The sequence below is a fragment of the Flavobacterium ginsenosidimutans genome (genome assembly GCF_037478105.1).
Classification (GTDB): Bacteria; Bacteroidota; Bacteroidia; order Flavobacteriales; family Flavobacteriaceae; genus Flavobacterium; species Flavobacterium ginsenosidimutans.
The window spans coordinates 1,966,898-1,985,709 of record NZ_CP147988.1 but is presented as its reverse complement, the minus strand read 5'-3'; the positions used below and the strand labels follow the sequence as shown (position 1 = coordinate 1,985,709).

Genomic DNA, 18,812 nt, shown 5'->3' with positions numbered 1-18,812 from the left:
CTGATTATCCTTTTAAATTTTTTAAATTATCGATACTAATTGATCCGATATTTCTAAAGATAGAAACTAAAATGGCCAATCCTACCGCAACTTCGGCTGCAGCAACCGCCATCGAGAAGAACACAAAAACTTGTCCTTGCGCATCTTGATGATAAGTTGAAAAAGCAACAAATAAAAGGTTTACCGCATTCAACATAATTTCGATAGACATGAAAACGATAATAGCATTTCGTCTGTACAATACACCAAAAATACCAATACAGAAAAGTACAACACTCAAAAAGATGTAGTTTTCAATACCTATTTGATTTAATATATTACCCATTATTTATTTAATTTTTCTTTTTTAGACAATAGAACTGTTCCAATCATAGCAACCAAAAGTAAGATCGAAGCAAACTCGAACGGAACCATATATTCGTCCAATAATATTTTACCTAAAACTTTAATTGATTGGAAATCTTCTCCAGTAGAATCGTATTCACCTACAATTGGTTTTGAATTAATAAAAATTGTAATCAAAACAATTAATATTAAACAGAAGGAAACAATAGCGCCTAAACGTGTAATTCTAGGACGGTGAACTTCTCGCTGTTCGTTCAGGTTCATCAACATGATGGTAAACAGGAACAGGATCATAATAGCTCCGGAGTAGACTATTATATGAACAACAGCTAAGAACTGAGAATTTAATAGTAAATAATGACCAGCGATAGAAAAGAAACAGATTACCAAATAGATGGCACTATGAATCGGGTTTCTGCTGAAAATAGTCAAGAAAGCAGTAATAACGGTAATAAACGCTAAAAAGCAAAAGATAATTTGAACAGTTGTTGCGTGTGCAAAATCAGGGATATGTATCATTTAGTTAGCGTTTTTAAGTTGAGCGTTTTTCAAAGCCATTTCTAAAGGCATTACTAATTTATCTTTCCCGAAAATGAAATCTTCTCTATTGTAGTTAGCAGGAACTAATACTTTAGATTCTGTCAAGTAAATAGCGTCTTTTGGACAAGCTTCTTCACATAAACCACAGAAAATACAACGAAGCATATTGATTTCGTAGATTTCTGCATATTTTTCTTCTCTATATAAATGCTTTTCATCAGGTTTGCGTTCTGCTGCTTTCATAGTGATTGCCTCAGCAGGACATGATAAAGCACATAATCCGCAAGCAGTACAGTTTTCACGGCCTTGTTCGTCGCGTTTCAACATATGTTGACCACGATAAACAGGACTCATTTCACGAACCTGCTCTGGGTAATGAATGGTAACTTTTTTTCTGAAAAGGTGTTTTACTGTAATAACTAAACCTTTTACAATCGCCACAAGATACAATCGTTCAACAAAAGACATGTCTTTATTTGACACCACCTTTTTTCTACCCGATAATGATATAGTTTCTATTGACATTTTTACTATTATAGTTTATGATTTATAATTTGAAATCGATCAAATTCAAAATCTATTTTGTTTTTATTTGAAGCTAATTACAGTTCTTAGAACCCTAAAGCTGCTAAGATTTCGTGTCTTAATATTACAATACCTGTAAGCATGATATTAACGATCGAAAGCGGAATTAAAATTCTCCAGCCTAAGTGCATTAATTGGTCATATCTAAATCTTGGAATTGTCCAACGTACCCACATATAAAAGAAAATGAAGAAACATATTTTTATAAATAATGCTCCAATTCCTAATAAGTTAGCTGTATTTACACCTACATTTTCTACCATCCATTGCATTCCTGGGTAGTTGTATCCACCAAAGAATAATACAGAAATAATAGTAGAAGAGATAAACATACTTGCATATTCAGCAAACAAATAGAATCCCATTTTCATAGATGAATATTCTGTATGGTAACCTCCAATTAATTCGTTTTCACATTCTGCCAAATCGAAAGGAGTTCTGTTTGTTTCTGCAAATGAACAGATTAAGAAAATTAAGAATGATAATGGCTGATAAAAAACATTCCAATTCATTCCTTGCTGCTGTAATGAAATTTCTTTTAAACTCATTGTTCCAGTCATCATCAATAAAGCAATTATTGATAATCCCATTGCAACCTCGTAAGAAACCATTTGAGAAGCGGCACGAATAGCTCCCATCAAAGAGAACTTGTTGTTAGATGCCCATCCACCAATCATGATACCGTAAACTCCAACAGAAAGAACTCCGAAAATGTATAATAAAGCAATGTTTACATCTGTAGCTTGAAGAATAATGTCTCTTCCGAAAAGATGCAAACGATCTCCCCACGGAATTACAGCACTAGTCATTAAAGCAGTACTCATTGCAATTGCAGGTCCAACTACGAATAAAAATCTATTTGGTGTGTTTGGGAAAAATTCTTCTTTAGAGAATAATTTCATACCATCTGCAAGTGGTTGTAATAAACCTCCCCATCCAGCACGGTTTGGTCCAACACGATCTTGCAAGAAAGCAGCAACTTTACGTTCTGCCCAAGTAGAATACATCGCCATGATCATTGTTACCGCAAAAACGACAACAATAACAACACTTTTTTCTATAATAAATGCACTTTCCATTTCTTACTATTTTTGATCTTTATCAGTTAATGGAATTGCAGCCATACTAATCTTTTTACGGTCAATATCTCTACCTAAAAGGATATTCTTTTCTGTATCGATTGTAACTTTCTCTAATTTTTGAGTGTAATTGTTTTGGTTGATAACAGAATCTTTTTCAAATTCTCTTGGTCCTTCAATTACCCAGTCATTCACATCTTTATGATCAAAACGACAGCTGTTGCAAATGAATTCTTCCACTTCATGGTACTCGTCTTTACGACCAGTTACACGCTGAATTTCTCCACCAAACATCCAAACGGTAGTTTTACCGCAACATCCTGGAGTTGTACATTCTCTGTGTGCGTTATAAGGTTTGTTAAACCAAACTCTTGATTTAAAACGGAAAGTTTTATCTGTTAAAGCTCCAACAGGACAAACGTCAATCATGTTCCCAGAAAACTCATTGTCGATTGCTTTAGAAATTCCAGTTGAAATATTAGCGTGGTCACCACGATCTAATACTCCGTGAACTCTGTTGTCTGTCAATTGATCTGCAACTTGCACACATCTTTGGCATAAAATACAACGGTTCATGTGAAGTTGAATATTTGGACCAATATCTTCTGGTTCAAATGTTCTTTTCTCTTCGATGTAACGTGATTTCGGATTTCCGTGCTCAAAACTTAAATTCTGTAAATCACATTCACCAGCTTGATCACAAATAGGGCAATCTAATGGGTGATTGATTAATAAAAATTCTGTTACAGATTTACGGGCTTCAGTTACTCTTGCAGACGATTTACTGTTTACTTCCATACCATCCATACATCCTGTTACACAAGATGCCATTAATTTTGGCATTGGTCGTGGGTCAGCTTCACTTCCTTTAGAAACTTCAACTAAACAACAACGACATTTACCGCCGCTGCCTTTTAATTTTGAGTAATAGCACATGGCAGGCGGAACTAAATCTCCACCAATCATACGTGCAGCCTGCAGGATCGTTGTTCCTGGTTCTACGTCTATACTTTGACCGTCTATGGTTACTTTCATCTCTTTATGATTTGAATGTTGAAAGTCGGAATATTGAAAAGAATTGCTGTCCTTTTTAACATTATGAACTTTATAACTTTCTGCTTTTTATTTTTATACGATTACTTTACCGCCAACTAAATGCTTAACTTGTGAGAAAGGCTCGGCAACAAAGTGATCTCTATTTTTGATTTTTTCTGGGAAACGAACGTGATATTCGAACTCATCTCTAAAGTGACGAATTGCTGCAGCTACTGGCCAAGAAGCAGCGTCACCAAGCGGACAAATTGTGTTTCCTTCAATTTTACTCTGAATACTCCACAATAATTCTATATCTTCCTCACGGCCTTGACCGTTTTCGATTCTCCATAAGATTTTTTCTAACCATCCTGTTCCTTCACGACATGGTGTACATTGTCCGCAAGATTCGTGGTGGTAGAAACGAGCAAAGTTCCAAGTGTTTCTAACAACACAAGCAGTATCGTTGTAAACAATAAATCCTCCAGAACCTAACATAGATCCAGTAGCGAAACCACCATCACTAAGAGATTCGTAAGTCATTAAACGGTCTTCGCCATTTGCTGTTTTGAAAATTAATTCAGCAGGTAAAATTGGCACAGAAGAACCTCCAGGTACAAATGCTTTTAATGGACGGTTAGAAGACATTCCTCCTAAATATTCATCAGAATTCATGAATTCGTCAACACTCAAACCTAATTCAATTTCGTAAACCCCAGGATTTTTGATGTGTCCAGAAGCAGAAATTAATTTAGTTCCTGTAGAACGTCCAATACCAATTTTAGCATAATCGTCTCCAGAATTGTTTACGATCCAAGGCACAGTCGCAATAGTTTCAACATTGTTTACCACAGTTGGATTTGCCCAAAGACCAGAAACCGCTGGGAAAGGTGGTTTAATACGAGGGTTTCCTCTTTTACCTTCCAATGATTCGATTAATGCTGTTTCTTCTCCACAGATATAAGCTCCAGCTCCACAGTGAACGTGAAGTTCTAGATCATAACCTGTTCCTAATATATTTTTTCCTAACCATCCGGCAGCTTTTGCTTCGGCGATTGCTCTTTCTAAAATTTTGAAAACCCACATATATTCTCCACGAATGTAGATGTAAGATAGGTTAGCGCCCAAAGCGTAGCTTGAAGTAATCATTCCCTCGATCAATAAGTGAGGGATATATTCCATCAAAAATCTATCTTTGAATGTTCCAGGCTCAGATTCGTCGGCATTACAAACTAAGTGTCTAGGTCTTCCTGATTTTTTGTCAATAAAGCTCCATTTCATTCCGGCAGGGAAACCTGCACCACCACGACCACGTAATCCTGATTTTTTTACTTCTTCAGTAACTTCGTCTGGAGTAAGTGTTTTTAAAGCTTTTTCTACAGAAGCGTATCCGCCATTTTGACGATAAACTTCATAGGTTTTGATTCCAGGAATATTGATTTTATCTAATAATATTTTTTGTGACATCTTATTTATCGTGTAATATTATTTTATCATCTTTACAATCAGCGATTAACTGATCGATCTTTTCTTCTGTCAATTTCTCTTTGTAGAAATCGCCTAATTGCATCATTGGAGCATATCCGCAAGCACCTAAACATTCTACACCAGCAATGGTAAACATTCCGTCTGCGGTAGTTTCACCCATTTTAATGCCTAATTTTTCAGAAGTGTAATCCATTAAATTTTCGGCACCGTTTAAACAACAGCAAGAAGTCTGGCAAAACTCAAACATGTACTTACCAATTGGCTTTTGATTGAACATGGTATAAAAAGTAACCACTTCATAAACCTCAATTGGTTTTATCTGAAGAATCTCGGCAACTTTATCTTGCAATTCAATACTAAGCCAGTTGTTATGTGCATCCTGAACTTCGTGCAAAACAGGCAATAAAGCCGATTTTTGTTTACCTTCTGGATAATGACTGATCAATTCATTGATACGAGCGATCAATGCCTCAGTCATGTTTATTTCTTGTTTGTAATGTTTACGTTCCATTTTTAATTTTAGATTTTAGATTTTAGATTTTAGATTTTTTTAATCTTTATCTACAATCTATGATTCTTCAATCATTATTTAAGTTTTAGATTCTTCAATCTGAATTTTTCAATTCCTAATTATAATTTTAAACCTAAATTCTAAAATCTGCATTCTCAATCAGCAATCTAAAATCTAAAATCTAAAATCAACAATCTTTTAAGCGTCTAATTCTCCAGCAATTACGTTCAAACTCGATAGAATGATAATTGCATCAGAAAGCATAGCGCCTTTAATCATTTCTGGAAATGCTTGATAATAAATAAAGCATGGTCTTCTGAAATGTAATCTATATGGAGTTCTACTTCCGTCTGTTACTAAATAAAAACCAAGCTCTCCATTTCCTCCTTCTACTGGGTGATAGATTTCTGCAACTGGTACAGGAACTTCTCCCATTACAATCTTAAAGTGATAAATTAAAGATTCCATAGAAGTGTAAACATCTTCTTTTGGAGGAAGGTAGTAATCAGGAACTTCAGCATGATATTCGTTTCCTGGAGGCATTTTTTCTAACGCCTGACGAATAATGCTTAAACTTTCCCAAACTTCAGCATTACGAACACAGAAACGATCGTAAGTATCTCCTGATTTTCCAACAGGTACAATAAAATCGAAATCTTCGTAAGATGAATAAGGTTGTGCTACACGTACATCGTAATCAACTCCAGCAGCACGTAAGTTTGGACCTGTAAATCCGTAAGCCATTGCTTTTTCAGCAGTGATGCCACCAACGTTTACAGTTCTGTCAAGGAAAATTCTATTTCTCTCGAATAAGTTTTGGAATTCTTGCCAAACTGGTGGGAATTCTTCTAGGAATTTATCTAGTTTTTTGAAAACTTCTGGAGACCAGTCTCTTTCAAAACCACCGATTCTTCCCATATTTGTAGTCAAACGAGCTCCACAAATTTCTTCGTAGATTTCGTAGATTTTTTCTCTAAATTGAAAAACGTATAAGAAACCAGTATACGCACCAGTATCAACACCCAAAATACCATTACAGATAATGTGGTCAGTAATACGAGCCAGCTCCATAACGATAACTCTTAAATACTGTGCTCTTTTTGGAACTTCAATACCTAATAGTTTTTCTACTGTCATCCACCATCCCATATTATTAATAGGAGAGGAGCAATAGTTCATACGGTCTGTAAGAGGTGTAATTTGATAAAAAGGACGATTTTCGGCAATTTTTTCGAATGCTCTATGGATGTAACCAATAGTTGGCTCAGCCTCAAGAATTTTTTCACCATCCATCAACAAGATATTTTGGAAAATACCGTGCGTTGCAGGGTGAGTCGGACCTAAATTCAGTACAGAAAGTTCGCTTCCGTCTTCGTTTAGTCTCTCCTTAATTATTTTAGCATAACGATGCTCTGGTGGTAATAATAGTTCTGACATTTTATAATGTTGAATTATTTTTTAGCAATTTGTTGTTGTTCTTCCAAAGAATCTGTCGTCTTTATCAGTTCTTCCGCTGTCTTCCAATGGGAATTCTTTTCTCATTGGGTGAGACTGCATTTCATCCATATTTAAAATACGTTTCAATTGAGGATGTCCTTTAAAGTCAATCCCATAGAAGTCGAAAGTTTCTCTTTCCATCCAGTTAGATGAAAGGAAAATATTTGAAATCGTTTTGATTTCTGGTTTTTCGCCGTTTAGATAAACTTTGATCTTCAATCTTTTGTTTTCGTACCAGTTGTGTAGATGATAAACAACTGCAAACTGACGTTCACTTTCATTGTCTGGGTAATGAATACCGCATAAGTCAGTTAAGAAATGAAATTTTAATTCTGGATCGTTTTTAAGGAATAGAATCAACGCTGTAATTTTATCAGCTGAAGCTTCTAAAGAAAAAATATCTCTTTCTTGCTGAAAATTGAAAACATCGTTGTTGAATGTTTCTATAAGTTTATCTTGAATCAGGGTATTTTCTAAAGCCATTTTATGAGATATTATATGAAGCTAACAATTCTTGGTACTCTGGAGAGCTTCTTCTTCTTACAGATTCACTTCTTACCAGGTCTTGAAGTCTCATTACTCCATCAACAATTTGTTCTGGTCTTGGTGGGCATCCAGGAACGTAAACATCAACAGGAATTACTTTATCAATTCCCTGAAGAACAGAATACGTATCAAATACTCCTCCTGAAGAAGCACATGCTCCTACAGCAATTACCCAGCGAGGCTCAGCCATTTGTTCATATACTTGTCTTAAAATTGGAGCCATTTTTTTAGAAATAGTTCCCATTACTAATAACATATCGGCTTGTCTAGGCGAGAAACTCACACGCTCAGAACCAAATCGAGCTAAGTCATAGTGAGATGCCATTGTTGCCATGAATTCGATACCACAGCATGAAGTCGCGAAAGGAAGCGGCCATAACGAGTTAGCTCTTGCTAAACCAACAACATCACTAAGTTTTGTAGCGAAGAAACCTTCACCAGTGACTCCTTCTGGCGGCGCAACCATATTTACTTTTGAATCGCTCATTTTATTTTAGATTTCTGATTTTAGATTTTAGATTTTTGAAATCATAAAAAATAAAGTCAATTTTTTAAATCAGTTTTTAGTTGAGGATTAAATCTTAAATTTTAATTCTAAATCGGTTAAATCTAAAATTAGAAATCTAAAATCTAAAATCTCTAAATTATTCCCACTCTAATGCTTTCTTTTTGATGATGTAAAAGAAACCAACTAAAAGAAGAGACATGAAAACTAACATTTTTAACATTCCCTCAATTCCTAAGTCTTTGAAGTTTACTGCCCAAGGGTAAAGGAAAATTACCTCTACGTCGAACAATACGAACAAAATGGCTACTAAGAAGTATTTTACAGAAAAAGGAATACGGGCGTTACCAACAGATTCGATACCACACTCGAAGTTTTTATCTTTAACTTCAGAGGTTCTTCTAGGGCCTAATTTTCCAGAAATAATGATTGTTCCTACCACAAAACCAACAGCTAGAATAAACTGCATTAAAATAGGAATGTAACTGTATTGATCAGATTGCATAAACTTCGATTTTATACTTAAAAAATGAGCCACAAAGATAGCTTGGAACTCTGTAAAACACAAGCTAAAAAAGGATTTAAGTGAGGGGTGAAACCGTGTTTATGCGTAATTTTTATTGATTATAAATAACATGGTGTTATTTTAATATTTTTTTAAGATTTGAGCAAAAAAAAACGTCCCGATACTTCGGGACGTCTTCTGAGACCATTCAGAGGCAAAAAAAATAAATTGCTATATTTTTCTTAGATTACTGCTACTTTAGCAGCAACTTTCCCTTTTCTTCCTTCTTCTTCTTCGTAGCTTACACGGTCACCTTCGCGTAATTCTTCCGCGTTAATTCCTGAAGCGTGAACGAAGATGTCCTTTCCTGTTTCTTCGTCTGTAATGAATCCATAACCTTTAGATTCATTGAAAAATTTTACTGTACCTGTACGCATTGTAATTGTAATAATAATTTATAATGAAACAAATGTAACATATAAATTCATACAAAAGACATGTACGTGTTAATTTTTTGTAAAAATTATTGATTTACAGTGTTTTTACGTGGTTTATTGCATCAATTTGTTTATAAAATACCTTAATTTGAGAATCATTAATTGTAAGAATATAAAAATGATGCAATTGTAGGAATTTGATAATTTAAAAAAATATGCATTTAAGATTTTTCCTAACATTTTGTTAAAATATAAAAGCCGTTGAATTTTCAACGGCTTTTTGAGTTTTTATTAGAAAAATTACTTCAATTTAGGCAATATCTACTTTAATGCGTAATTCTTTTAATTGTGCATCGTCAATTGCAGCTGGAGCATCAATCATTACATCGCGTCCAGAATTGTTTTTAGGGAAAGCAATGAAATCTCGAATTGTTTCTTGTCCGCCTAAAATAGCTACTAAACGGTCTAAACCGAAAGCTAAACCTCCGTGTGGCGGTGCTCCAAATTGGAAAGCATCCATTAAGAATCCGAATTGCGCTTTTGCTTCTTCTTCAGTAAATCCTAAATATTTGAACATTAATTGTTGTGTCGCTTTATCGTGAATACGAATAGATCCACCTCCAATTTCGTTTCCGTTTAAAACCATATCATAAGCGTTTGCACGGACTTTTCCAGGTTCTGTTTCTAGTAAAGCCATATCTTCTGGTTTTGGAGAAGTAAATGGGTGATGCATCGCATGGTAACGACCGCTTTCTTCGTCAAGTTCTAATAATGGGAAATCTACAACCCAAAGAGGTGCAAATTCTTCAGGATTACGCAATCCTAAACGAGTTGCCAATTCCATACGTAAAGCAGAAAGTTGAGCTCTTGTTTTGTTTGCTGGACCAGAAAGAACAAAAATCATATCTCCAGGATTTGCTTCTGTTGCTTTTGCCCAGTTTGTCAAATCATCTTGGTTGTAGAATTTATCTACAGATGATTTATATGTTCCATCTTCGTTACATTTTACGTAAACCATTCCAGATGCACCAACTTGAGGACGTTTAACCCAGTCAATTAATCCGTCGATTTCTTTACGAGTGTAATTTCCAGCTCCAGGAACAGCGATTCCGACAACTAATTCAGCTGCATTGAAAACAGGGAATTCTTTGTGTTGTGCAAATTCGTTTAATTCTCCAAATTTCATTCCGAAACGAATATCCGGTTTGTCGTTTCCGTATGTTTTCATGGCATAGTCGTAAGTAATTCTTGGGAATTTATCTACTTCAATACCTTTAATTTCTTTTAATAAATGTCTTGTCAATCCTTCGAAAATATTCAAAATATCTTCTTGCTCCACAAATGCCATTTCGCAGTCAATCTGAGTAAACTCTGGCTGACGGTCTGCACGTAAATCTTCGTCCCGGAAACATTTCACAATTTGGAAATATTTATCCATTCCTCCAACCATCAAAAGCTGTTTGAAAGTTTGTGGAGATTGCGGCAATGCATAAAACTGACCTTCGTTCATACGGCTTGGTACAACAAAATCTCTTGCTCCTTCTGGAGTTGATTTAATTAAATAAGGTGTTTCAACTTCGCAGAAATCTAAATCAGAAAGATATTTACGAACTTCCATTGCCACTTTGTGACGGAATAACAAACTGTTTTTTACAGGATTTCTTCTGATATCCAAATAACGGTATTTCATTCTGATGTCTTCTCCACCGTCAGTTTCATCTTCAATTGTAAATGGAGGAGTTAATGCAGAGTTTAAAATCGTTAATTCAGAAACTAAAATTTCGATTTCACCCGTTGGAATATTTTTGTTTTTAGCTTCACGCTCAATAACAGTTCCTTTTACCTGAATTACAAATTCTCTTCCAAGAGTTTTAGCTAATTCAAAAACGGTTTTATCTGTACGACTTTCGTCGAAAATAAGTTGTGTAATTCCATAACGGTCGCGTAGATCGACCCAATTCATAAATCCTTTATCACGTGATTTTTGAACCCAGCCCGCAAGTGTAACTTCGGTATTAATATTTGAAGCGTTTAATTCGCCACAATTATGACTTCTATACATAATCAAAATTTTAGACTGCAAAAGTAAATACAAAATTCAAGATAATATAGTAAAGTGATAAGTTGATTCAGAATAATTTCAAATAAATTGTTAATTGTGAAATTCCGAAGCATTAATTTTTTAGTTTTGATTCTCTAAAAACTAATTTTAATACCCATGAAGAAACTCCTTGTTGCAGGTTTGGTAATATTTAATGTCTTGAATGTTATAGGTCAAGGCAAGAATTCAATTAAATTCAGTGCTAAAATCGCCAACAGAAACAGCGATACTTTAGTGATTAAAGGAAAAAATAATTTCAGACAAGTTATTCCAATTGATAAAAAGGAAGTTTTTGCAGCAACTTTTGATGCTCCACAAGGTTTTTATGTGTTTTCTGACGGAACAGAATCTTCTAATTTATATTTAAAACCAAATTCTGAAGTCAATTTGACAATGAATGCCAAAGAATTTGATGAAACGATTGTATATAAAGGTAAAGGAGTAAACGAAAGTAACTTTTTGGCACAGCAAGCTTTAAAAGATGAAAATTTTCAGAAAGACGCTTTTGCAAAAGAATCTGCAGAATTCACTGCTTTACTTGATGGTAAATTAAAAGCTGATACAGAAAGTCTTGAAAAAGGAGATTTCGCTCCTGAATTTAAAACTGCCTTGAAAAGTAGTTTTGAAAGTTTTCATCAGTACGCAGCCGAAGAATACGAAAGAGCTGTAAAAGCAAATAAAATGGTTGGAAAGGCATCTCCAGATTTTGACTATGAAAATTATAAAGGAGGAAAAACAAAGCTTTCTGATTTAAAAGGTAAATATGTTTACATTGATCTTTGGGCAACTTGGTGTGCGCCTTGTAGAGCTGAAATTCCTTATTTGCAAAAAATTGAAGAGAAATATCACGGAAAAAACATCGAATTTGTGAGTATTTCTATTGATAAGTTGAAAGACAATGAAAAGTGGAAAAAATTTGTGACAGATAAACAACTTGGAGGAACACAGCTTTTTGCAGATAAAGATTGGGAATCTGAATTTGTTGTAAATTACGGTGTAACAGGTATTCCGAGATTTATTTTGATTGATCCAAAAGGAAATGTTGTAAAATCGGATGCACCTAGACCATCTGATCCTGAACTTGATAAGCAACTTAACTCATTGTTGAACTAAAAAGTTTACGAAATTATAACGTTATAGTAAAAATACGGTTTTTAAAAAATACCAGCAAAACCAGTGCTTCAGCGCTGGTTTTTTTGTTTTATACACTTTTCCAATGTTAAGTTTTTATCCAATGTTACCAAATTGTTAAGTAAAAGTTTTTTTAATGTAAATTATTGATTACATTTGATAACGATTTGATAACATTTAATACCTAAAGATATGAAAAAGTGTGTGATTTTAGCGGCTGTGTTATTCTCAGGAATTTTAACAGCACAGGAAGGTAAACCTGAATTAGAAGTTGTTGGAAATAAAGTAAAAGCTACTTATTATTATAACAACGGAAGAATACAGCAGGAAGGCTTCTTTAAGGATGGAAAATTAGACGGTGTTTGGGTATCTTATGATGAAAGAGGAAATAAAACTGTAGAAGGGGAGTATACAGAAGGTTTGAAAACTGGAAAATGGATGTTTTTCAATGAAAAAAATCTTACTGAAGTAGCCTATGTTGACAGTAAAGTAAGTTCAGTTAAGAATATGCAAAAAAACGCTGTAGCTAACAGAAATTAATTAATTACAATTTCTAGATAATTATTTAAACCGCTCTTTTTGGGGCGGTTTTTTTATGCTTTAGATTTTTTATTTTTATGATTTCTTCCGTACCAAATTATAAATCCTGTTACAGGAAGAGCTGCTGCAAATAGACTCACAATGAAAGCGATGATTTTTCCAGGCAAATCTAGAATTTGACCTGTGTGAATTCCATAATTCATTTCTACAACTTGCAGACCGAGGCTTTTATTTTCAAAAGGCTGTTTCTGGATTAGTTTTCCATCTTTTGGGTGAAAATAATAATTGCTTTGATGATCGTAACGGAGCGTATGAGGATATGCGCCAGTGCTTATAATATCCCCTTTTTGCTGCGGAATAAGAACAAAAAGCATTTCTGCATTGGGCTGTAATTTTGAGGTCTGGATAAAAGCGCGATCAATTGCTGTAATTGAATTGGTTTTGAATTGTGTCGTATCAATTACAGGAAGTTTGGTTTCTACAGCTTTGTCTCCTCCAAAATTGAATGATTTGTAAATTCCGTCACCAACCCATTCGTAAGTAAAAGTAAGTCCGGTTATAGCTAAAATTAATGCGATAAGAGAAATGTAAAAACCTGTAGTATTATGCCAATCGTAGTTGAGACGACGCCATTTTGCAGACCATTTTATCGTTAAACTTCTTTTTAAATCGGTTCTCTTTTTTGGCCACCATTGTATAATGCCAGAAATTAATAAAAGGATAAAAATAATCGTTGCGCCACCAATAATATGTTTTCCAATATAATCGGGAAGAAGCAAATACAAATGAATGTATTCTACAATAATGAAAAAATCGGTTTTGGGATTTTCGGTCTTTAAATATTTACCAGTGTACGGATTAAAATATAAATATTGATTTTCAGTATCAGAATAAGTATAAGCAATTGCAGAGCGGTTTTTTCCATAATAAGAAATCATACTCACTTTATTCTTCGGGACAATTTTTTTTGCTTTTTCTTCTAAAACGGAAGGTAAAAGAAATGTTTTGTTTTGAGGTTCAACCAAACGCCATTCTTTTCTGGTAATGTCTTTTATTTCGTCATGAAAACAGAAAATACAGCCCGTAATACTTATGATAAAAACAATAAGCCCAGAAATTAATCCGAGCCATTTATGTAGAAAACGTATTTTCGTTTTGAATCCCATTTTTGATTAAAAGCGTAAAAGTATACGCAAAATCAATAGAGGGCAAATTATTTAAGCTAATTTTTAAGCAACTGCTTTTTTAGGTTTTAAATGATAGGCAACATATAATGAAATCGAAGCCAAGAAAATCCAGAAAACATCAATAAAGAAAATCTGAATTCTGTTTTGCATGAAAGAAGTCCAAAACCAATCGCCAGAAACAATTCCGTTGGTAATTGGAATCAAAAAGCCTAAAATACTTCCCGAAATCAAGCAGAATTTGTTTGTAAACGAATCGTTCTTTTTAAGAATAAAGAAGATTGTAAGCACTAACCATCCGCCAAAATAAAGTGCAAATAAATTAGATTGACTTAAAGGATAGAAAATTTTACTTCCAATGAAAGCCAGTGCAGTAATTGGATACATACTCAAACAAATAGCCAAATAAATACGAACAACAGCAGCGTTGAAACGTCTCTTCTTTTCAGACATATTGTTTTTCTGTCTGGCAACTAGCCAAATCATAACTCCAGAAATAATTACAAAACAAGTTATAATCCCTAAAAGGAAACTTACGATTTTTAAAGCATATCCGCCGTAATCGCCAAAGTGGATTCTGTAGAGAACATTTTTTACAACATCTAAATAGCTAGTTTGAGAAATTGGATCTTTTTTGGCAATCACTTTTCCGTCGGCAATTCGGTAAACTACTTTCCCGATTCCAGTAAATTTTTTGTGGCTTAAAAGTTCGCCTTCAACCAAAACGTGCATATTTGCATCACCATAATTTTGAATGAAAACTCGAGTGATTTCAAAATCTGACCAGTTCTTTTTTGTTTTAGCAACCAATTCATCAATATTAAATGGGTTGGCTAGTTTTTTATTTTCAAATTTATAATCGGGATCATTATATTCTAACTCCTTATATAATTTGTTTTCATCACCATTATATAAAGCCATTACCGCAGGAGCTACAATTAAAAGTTTAATCATAAAAAACGCGCCAGTAACTGCATAAACAAATTGAAATGGTAAACCAATCATTCCTAAAGCTGTGTGAGCATCAGTCCAAAGTGTTTTTAGTTTTTCTTTTGGACGGAACATATAAAAGTTTGAAATAATTTTGTTCCAATGAAGCAAAACTCCTGTTACGATTGCAAACAAGAAAAATAAAGCTGTAAAACCAGCTAAATAATACCCGTAAGGATAAGGAATTTGCGCTAGAAAGTGCAGACGATATAAAAGTTCACCCAAAGAATATGATTCTTCGTAAGTAAAAGATTTGAAGTTTTTAGTATTCAAATAAAAGAATTGACTTTCTTTCTGTTCTTTTGGTGCCAAAGTATCTTTGGTTGCTTCCATATAAACAGCAACTCTTTCTTCTGTTGAAGGTTTAGAGATGGTGATATTTCGACCGTGTAAAATATATTTTTTATCTAAATGCTGAAGCGCTTTGTCATAATCTAATTGTATTTCTCTAGTTATTGCTGTAGATTCACTTCTTTCCCAATTGATGATTTCATCTCTAAAAAAAGAAAAAGATCCAGCAAAGAAAATTACAAATAGAGCTACACTGATAACGATTCCGCTTACAGTATGTGTATGAAAATAGATATTATAATGACGGTTGTTCATAGAGGTTATTTCGTCGTGTTATAAGTTTGACCTAGATAAATAAAAAGACAAAAAAGTAAAGTCAGCAGAATATAGATTCCCCATATTTTCCAACCGCTTTTGGCTAAAAAAGCCACGACCATTAATGCCACCCAAAGAATAAAACCACTAAAAGCCATTGTTATCAGCACATCTGCTCGACTAAACCAAGCCGCCAGAGCTAAATGAAAAGAAACAGAAACAAAGTATCCTCCTAAAATAGCAGCAGTGATTTTAGAAAAACGAGGCCAAAAAGCAGGATTTAAGTATTTTGAATTTGCTGGCATTTAAAAATGGTTTTTAATTGTAATAGAATTCTAGTAATGCGACAAAAATTAGAAGTGCCAAAAGTGCTTTACTGTTTACTTTTTTTAAAGGAGTAAGAATGATGATTAAGCTTCCAATTGTCATTAGCTGAATAAAAAACATCAAAGTGCCACAGCCTAATGATTTTGTGAAAAGCCACATTATATAAGCAGATAATAAAAGACCCAATCCAATAATTTTGGTTTGTTTAGGGTTTTTCTGCATCCATTTTTCAAAGCCTAAATCATACGACAATACGGCTCTTTTTGAAGTATAATAAAGTGTGTAAAAAGCTAAAAAAACAATAAGGCTGGCAATTGTAATCATAATCTCTAGATTTAAAAAACACCTTTCGGTTAGGAAAGGTGTTTTTGATATTGTATTAGAATTTATATGCAACAGATCCCATAAACATTCTTGGTGATTGAACGTTGATAGTTGTATATCCGTTAAAATATAATTCGTCTGTTAAGTTGTTAACCTTTAATGACAATCTATATTTAGGCTGATCGTAGTACAAAGCAGCATTTAATACAGCATAAGATGGCAATGTAAAAGTTTGTGTTGCTGTTACACCAGTGTTAGCATCAGTTACATTTCTGTTGTATGCATAAGTTTTATCAGCAAAGTTTCCTCCAAAACCAATTCCTAGACCTTTTAATTTGCTTGTCTGTAAACTATAGCTAATCCAGTAGTTGATTAAGTTTTCTGGACCTGCAGTTTCAGGACGTAATCCGTTTACGTCTGCATTTGCATTGTTTAATTTACTGTTGTTGAAAGCATATCCAAAAATGAAGTTTAATCCTGAAATTGGATTTGCAGTAATCTCAGCTTCAAATCCTTTACTAGTTTGGTTTCCATCTTGAACATTTGTATTTGCAATTGGTCCAGTTCTTACGATATCTTTTACTTCGATATTGTAATAACTGAAAGTTGCACTTACTTTATTAGAAAAAGCATTTACTTTAACCCCTCCTTCAAACTGATTTGCTTTTTCTGGATCAAAAGCTTTTAATTCTGGTGTTCCGTTAGAATCTGCATTTAGATAACCAACATTTTTGAAACTGTTTTGGTAGTTTCCAAAAATAGAAACCTGATCTTTTATGATTTGATATACAACACCAAATTTTGGAGACAATGCATTTTGAGAATAATTTCCTGTTTTAGTATTTCCTGCTGGATCAAAAGTTCCGTCATTCTGAAAATGATCGAAACGAAGTGCCGCAGAAAGAATTAATTGATCAGTTACATTTATAACATCTGCAACATATGCACTATAAGTAGTAAGAGAAGTAAGTGCTTTGTATGATGTTCCTTCAGCAAAAAGAGCTTCTACAGCTTTTGGGTTAAAATCGTAATAATTTGCATTTGCAGCAGTATAATCCACTTCGTCAAAATAGAAGAAAGTTGGTAAATAACCGTAACCAGTTTTACTTTCTAAACGATAAATATCACCTCCAACTAAAGCTCTGTTTTTCATTCCAAACAATTCAAATTCTCCGTTGAAGTTTTGTTGGAATTCTAAAATATTATCTCTTCCGTCGATATTCCAAACGTTTCTTGACATTTTATTATTTCCTAATAAATAAAACCAGGTTTGTGGTCCTTCAGACTGGTTTGTACTAGTGCTTAAAACAGTTTGAGATTTCCATTTGTCTGAAAGTGCATAATCTGCCTGCGCAAAAATGTTACTAGTTTTAGTGTTCATCATGAATTCGCCGCCTGTGAAAGATCTTGACCAATTCATTTTGATGTCTTTCGCATCATATAAACCTAAACTGCTTGGAGTTGAACCAAACGGGATATAAATCAACGGCATTGATGAAGCATCTACATTAGACAACTCAGCATCAATAGAGATTGTTAATCTGTCGTTTACTTTATAAGAGAAAGAAGGAGCAAAGAAGTAGCTTCTTGTATGTCCGTAATCTTGGAAAGTATTTGCATTGTTGTAAGCTCCATTAATTCTTAAAAGAGCAGTGTCGTCGTCATTTAATGACGTATTTACATCGGCAGTTAATCGGTTTAGACCATAACTTCCTGACTGATATGAAATTTCACCACCAAAACGTTCAGATGGTTTTTTCGTTACACGGTTGATTAAACCTCCATAAGAAGTTAATAAACTTCCGAATAATGTTGCAGATGGGCCTTTAATGCTTTCAAGTCTTTCTAAGTTTGAAGCATCAACATTATTGGTGATTTTACCAGCAATTCCATTTCTCAATAAACTTTGTGTAATGAAACCGCGAGAAGCAAAGTAAGATCCTCCATCACCAACACGACCAGTAGAAGCCCAAAGCTGATAAAGTCCCGGAACATTTTTTAAAGCTTCATCTTGGTTAACAACCAATTGATCTTTCATTAAATCTTTAGTTACTACACTATAAACTTGTGAGTTTTCAAGATTTTTAATCGTCATTTTAGAAACGTAGTTACTTTCAGCTTTTGTATACTTATTGGCGTTTCCTTTAACGAAAATTTCTTCTAATTGTTCTGAATTGTTGATTAGGACAAAGTTTCTAGTTAAAGTTTCACCTTCGTTTACAACAATACTTTCTTCTTTTGTAGAATGCCCAACAGCAGAAACTCTGATGGTATAGTTACCTGGATTTACATTTTTAATTTCGTAAAATCCAAGGTTATCTGTTACAGTTCCAATTTTGGTTCCTTTTAAAACTACAGAAACATTATCTGCAGCGTCATTATTTGAGAGACTAATTTGTCCTTTTATAGTTGCTTTTTCCTGAGCTTGTACTGTTGTTGAAACAAACAAAATAAAGCAAAAACTTACAAGAGATAGTAAAGTTTTAAAACTCATATTATTTAGAATTGATTTTAATAAGGCAAATGTAAGTTATGAACC

General features: G+C 33.8%; 20 protein-coding genes. 2 read left to right on the top strand and 18 right to left on the bottom strand.

Features of this window, described 5'->3' with window-relative positions; translation table 11 throughout:
* Positions 1-4: 4 nt before the first annotated feature.
* From nuoK to aspS, 13 genes are all read right to left on the bottom strand, one after another.
* Positions 5-325 carry an NADH-quinone oxidoreductase subunit NuoK gene (gene nuoK / locus V6624_RS08840; RefSeq protein WP_008466103.1) on the bottom strand — a complete coding sequence of 107 codons (321 nt, stop codon included), beginning with the start codon at positions 323-325 and terminating at the stop codon, positions 5-7.
* Positions 325-864 (bottom strand): NADH-quinone oxidoreductase subunit J, encoded by a 540-nt coding sequence (locus tag V6624_RS08835; protein ID WP_111286269.1) that lies wholly within the window; start codon positions 862-864, stop codon positions 325-327. The genes nuoK and V6624_RS08835 overlap by 1 nt, the downstream gene beginning before the upstream one ends.
* Positions 865-1,410 (bottom strand): NuoI/complex I 23 kDa subunit family protein, encoded by a 546-nt coding sequence (locus tag V6624_RS08830; RefSeq protein WP_111286267.1) that lies wholly within the window; start codon positions 1,408-1,410, stop codon positions 865-867.
* An 86-nt stretch (positions 1,411-1,496) separates the two neighbouring features.
* A complete protein-coding gene (nuoH, locus tag V6624_RS08825; RefSeq protein ID WP_338841581.1) occupies positions 1,497-2,549 on the bottom strand; it encodes an NADH-quinone oxidoreductase subunit NuoH in 1,053 nt (350 codons plus the stop codon).
* A 6-nt stretch (positions 2,550-2,555) separates the two neighbouring features.
* The gene (locus tag V6624_RS08820; protein ID WP_091490522.1) at positions 2,556-3,584 is read right to left on the bottom strand and encodes a 2Fe-2S iron-sulfur cluster-binding protein; all 1,029 of its coding nucleotides are present in this window, start codon (positions 3,582-3,584) and stop codon (positions 2,556-2,558) included.
* A gap of 93 nt (positions 3,585-3,677) precedes the next feature.
* Positions 3,678-5,048 (bottom strand): NADH-quinone oxidoreductase subunit NuoF, encoded by a 1,371-nt coding sequence (nuoF, locus tag V6624_RS08815; RefSeq protein WP_338841578.1) that lies wholly within the window; start codon positions 5,046-5,048, stop codon positions 3,678-3,680.
* Position 5,049: 1 nt separating this feature from the next.
* Positions 5,050-5,580, bottom strand: coding sequence for a complex I 24 kDa subunit family protein (locus tag V6624_RS08810; protein ID WP_232677658.1), 531 nt, complete (start codon positions 5,578-5,580; stop codon positions 5,050-5,052).
* Positions 5,581-5,778: 198 nt separating this feature from the next.
* The gene (locus V6624_RS08805; RefSeq protein ID WP_095929651.1) at positions 5,779-7,017 is read right to left on the bottom strand and encodes an NADH-quinone oxidoreductase subunit D; all 1,239 of its coding nucleotides are present in this window, start codon (positions 7,015-7,017) and stop codon (positions 5,779-5,781) included.
* A 21-nt stretch (positions 7,018-7,038) separates the two neighbouring features.
* Complete coding sequence (locus V6624_RS08800; protein ID WP_111286257.1) at positions 7,039-7,560, bottom strand: NADH-quinone oxidoreductase subunit C; 522 nt, start codon at positions 7,558-7,560, stop codon at positions 7,039-7,041.
* A 1-nt stretch (position 7,561) separates the two neighbouring features.
* Positions 7,562-8,110 (bottom strand): NADH-quinone oxidoreductase subunit B, encoded by a 549-nt coding sequence (locus tag V6624_RS08795; RefSeq protein WP_111286255.1) that lies wholly within the window; start codon positions 8,108-8,110, stop codon positions 7,562-7,564.
* 157 nt (positions 8,111-8,267) lie between these two features.
* Entirely contained in the window at positions 8,268-8,633 is a 366-nt protein-coding gene (locus V6624_RS08790) for an NADH-quinone oxidoreductase subunit A (protein WP_095929654.1), read from the bottom strand.
* 242 nt (positions 8,634-8,875) lie between these two features.
* Positions 8,876-9,070 carry a cold-shock protein gene (locus V6624_RS08785; RefSeq protein WP_007137066.1) on the bottom strand — a complete coding sequence of 65 codons (195 nt, stop codon included), beginning with the start codon at positions 9,068-9,070 and terminating at the stop codon, positions 8,876-8,878.
* Positions 9,071-9,380: 310 nt separating this feature from the next.
* Positions 9,381-11,132 (bottom strand): aspartate--tRNA ligase, encoded by a 1,752-nt coding sequence (gene aspS, locus V6624_RS08780; RefSeq protein ID WP_338841574.1) that lies wholly within the window; start codon positions 11,130-11,132, stop codon positions 9,381-9,383.
* A gap of 156 nt (positions 11,133-11,288) precedes the next feature.
* Between aspS and V6624_RS08775 the strand changes: the two genes are divergently transcribed.
* Both V6624_RS08775 and V6624_RS08770 read left to right on the top strand, forming a co-directional pair.
* Complete coding sequence (locus V6624_RS08775) at positions 11,289-12,284, top strand: TlpA disulfide reductase family protein (protein WP_338841573.1); 996 nt, start codon at positions 11,289-11,291, stop codon at positions 12,282-12,284.
* Between the two features lie 210 nt (positions 12,285-12,494).
* A complete protein-coding gene (locus tag V6624_RS08770; RefSeq protein WP_111286249.1) occupies positions 12,495-12,842 on the top strand; it encodes a toxin-antitoxin system YwqK family antitoxin in 348 nt (115 codons plus the stop codon).
* A gap of 53 nt (positions 12,843-12,895) precedes the next feature.
* Here V6624_RS08770 and V6624_RS08765 read toward each other — a convergent pair whose 3' ends face one another.
* From V6624_RS08765 to V6624_RS08745, 5 genes are all read right to left on the bottom strand, one after another.
* Positions 12,896-14,008, bottom strand: coding sequence for a PepSY-associated TM helix domain-containing protein (locus V6624_RS08765; protein WP_338841572.1), 1,113 nt, complete (start codon positions 14,006-14,008; stop codon positions 12,896-12,898).
* 63 nt (positions 14,009-14,071) lie between these two features.
* Positions 14,072-15,622 (bottom strand): PepSY-associated TM helix domain-containing protein, encoded by a 1,551-nt coding sequence (locus V6624_RS08760; RefSeq protein ID WP_338841571.1) that lies wholly within the window; start codon positions 15,620-15,622, stop codon positions 14,072-14,074.
* Between the two features lie 5 nt (positions 15,623-15,627).
* Entirely contained in the window at positions 15,628-15,927 is a 300-nt protein-coding gene (locus tag V6624_RS08755; RefSeq protein WP_338841570.1) for a hypothetical protein, read from the bottom strand.
* A gap of 13 nt (positions 15,928-15,940) precedes the next feature.
* Positions 15,941-16,273 carry a hypothetical protein gene (locus V6624_RS08750; protein WP_111286241.1) on the bottom strand — a complete coding sequence of 111 codons (333 nt, stop codon included), beginning with the start codon at positions 16,271-16,273 and terminating at the stop codon, positions 15,941-15,943.
* Positions 16,274-16,328: 55 nt separating this feature from the next.
* Positions 16,329-18,767 (bottom strand): TonB-dependent receptor, encoded by a 2,439-nt coding sequence (locus V6624_RS08745; RefSeq protein WP_338841569.1) that lies wholly within the window; start codon positions 18,765-18,767, stop codon positions 16,329-16,331.
* Positions 18,768-18,812 lie beyond the last annotated feature (45 nt).

Excerpts from the sequence above, each read along its gene's own strand:
- nuoK (WP_008466103.1), bottom strand. The coding sequence starts at position 325 with ATGGGTAATATATTAAATCAAATAGGTATTGAAAACTACATCTTTTTG.
- V6624_RS08835 (WP_111286269.1), bottom strand. The coding sequence starts at position 864 with ATGATACATATCCCTGATTTTGCACACGCAACAACTGTTCAAATTATC.
- V6624_RS08830 (WP_111286267.1), bottom strand. The coding sequence starts at position 1,410 with ATGTCAATAGAAACTATATCATTATCGGGTAGAAAAAAGGTGGTGTCA.
- nuoH (WP_338841581.1), bottom strand. The coding sequence starts at position 2,549 with ATGGAAAGTGCATTTATTATAGAAAAAAGTGTTGTTATTGTTGTCGTT.
- V6624_RS08820 (WP_091490522.1), bottom strand. The coding sequence starts at position 3,584 with ATGAAAGTAACCATAGACGGTCAAAGTATAGACGTAGAACCAGGAACA.
- nuoF (WP_338841578.1), bottom strand. The coding sequence starts at position 5,048 with ATGTCACAAAAAATATTATTAGATAAAATCAATATTCCTGGAATCAAA.
- V6624_RS08810 (WP_232677658.1), bottom strand. The coding sequence starts at position 5,580 with ATGGAACGTAAACATTACAAACAAGAAATAAACATGACTGAGGCATTG.
- V6624_RS08805 (WP_095929651.1), bottom strand. The coding sequence starts at position 7,017 with ATGTCAGAACTATTATTACCACCAGAGCATCGTTATGCTAAAATAATT.
- V6624_RS08800 (WP_111286257.1), bottom strand. The coding sequence starts at position 7,560 with ATGGCTTTAGAAAATACCCTGATTCAAGATAAACTTATAGAAACATTC.
- V6624_RS08795 (WP_111286255.1), bottom strand. The coding sequence starts at position 8,110 with ATGAGCGATTCAAAAGTAAATATGGTTGCGCCGCCAGAAGGAGTCACT.
- V6624_RS08790 (WP_095929654.1), bottom strand. The coding sequence starts at position 8,633 with ATGCAATCTGATCAATACAGTTACATTCCTATTTTAATGCAGTTTATT.
- V6624_RS08785 (WP_007137066.1), bottom strand. The coding sequence starts at position 9,070 with ATGCGTACAGGTACAGTAAAATTTTTCAATGAATCTAAAGGTTATGGA.
- aspS (WP_338841574.1), bottom strand. The coding sequence starts at position 11,132 with ATGTATAGAAGTCATAATTGTGGCGAATTAAACGCTTCAAATATTAAT.
- V6624_RS08775 (WP_338841573.1), top strand. The coding sequence starts at position 11,289 with ATGAAGAAACTCCTTGTTGCAGGTTTGGTAATATTTAATGTCTTGAAT.
- V6624_RS08770 (WP_111286249.1), top strand. The coding sequence starts at position 12,495 with ATGAAAAAGTGTGTGATTTTAGCGGCTGTGTTATTCTCAGGAATTTTA.
- V6624_RS08765 (WP_338841572.1), bottom strand. The coding sequence starts at position 14,008 with ATGGGATTCAAAACGAAAATACGTTTTCTACATAAATGGCTCGGATTA.
- V6624_RS08760 (WP_338841571.1), bottom strand. The coding sequence starts at position 15,622 with ATGAACAACCGTCATTATAATATCTATTTTCATACACATACTGTAAGC.
- V6624_RS08755 (WP_338841570.1), bottom strand. The coding sequence starts at position 15,927 with ATGCCAGCAAATTCAAAATACTTAAATCCTGCTTTTTGGCCTCGTTTT.
- V6624_RS08750 (WP_111286241.1), bottom strand. The coding sequence starts at position 16,273 with ATGATTACAATTGCCAGCCTTATTGTTTTTTTAGCTTTTTACACACTT.
- V6624_RS08745 (WP_338841569.1), bottom strand. The coding sequence starts at position 18,767 with ATGAGTTTTAAAACTTTACTATCTCTTGTAAGTTTTTGCTTTATTTTG.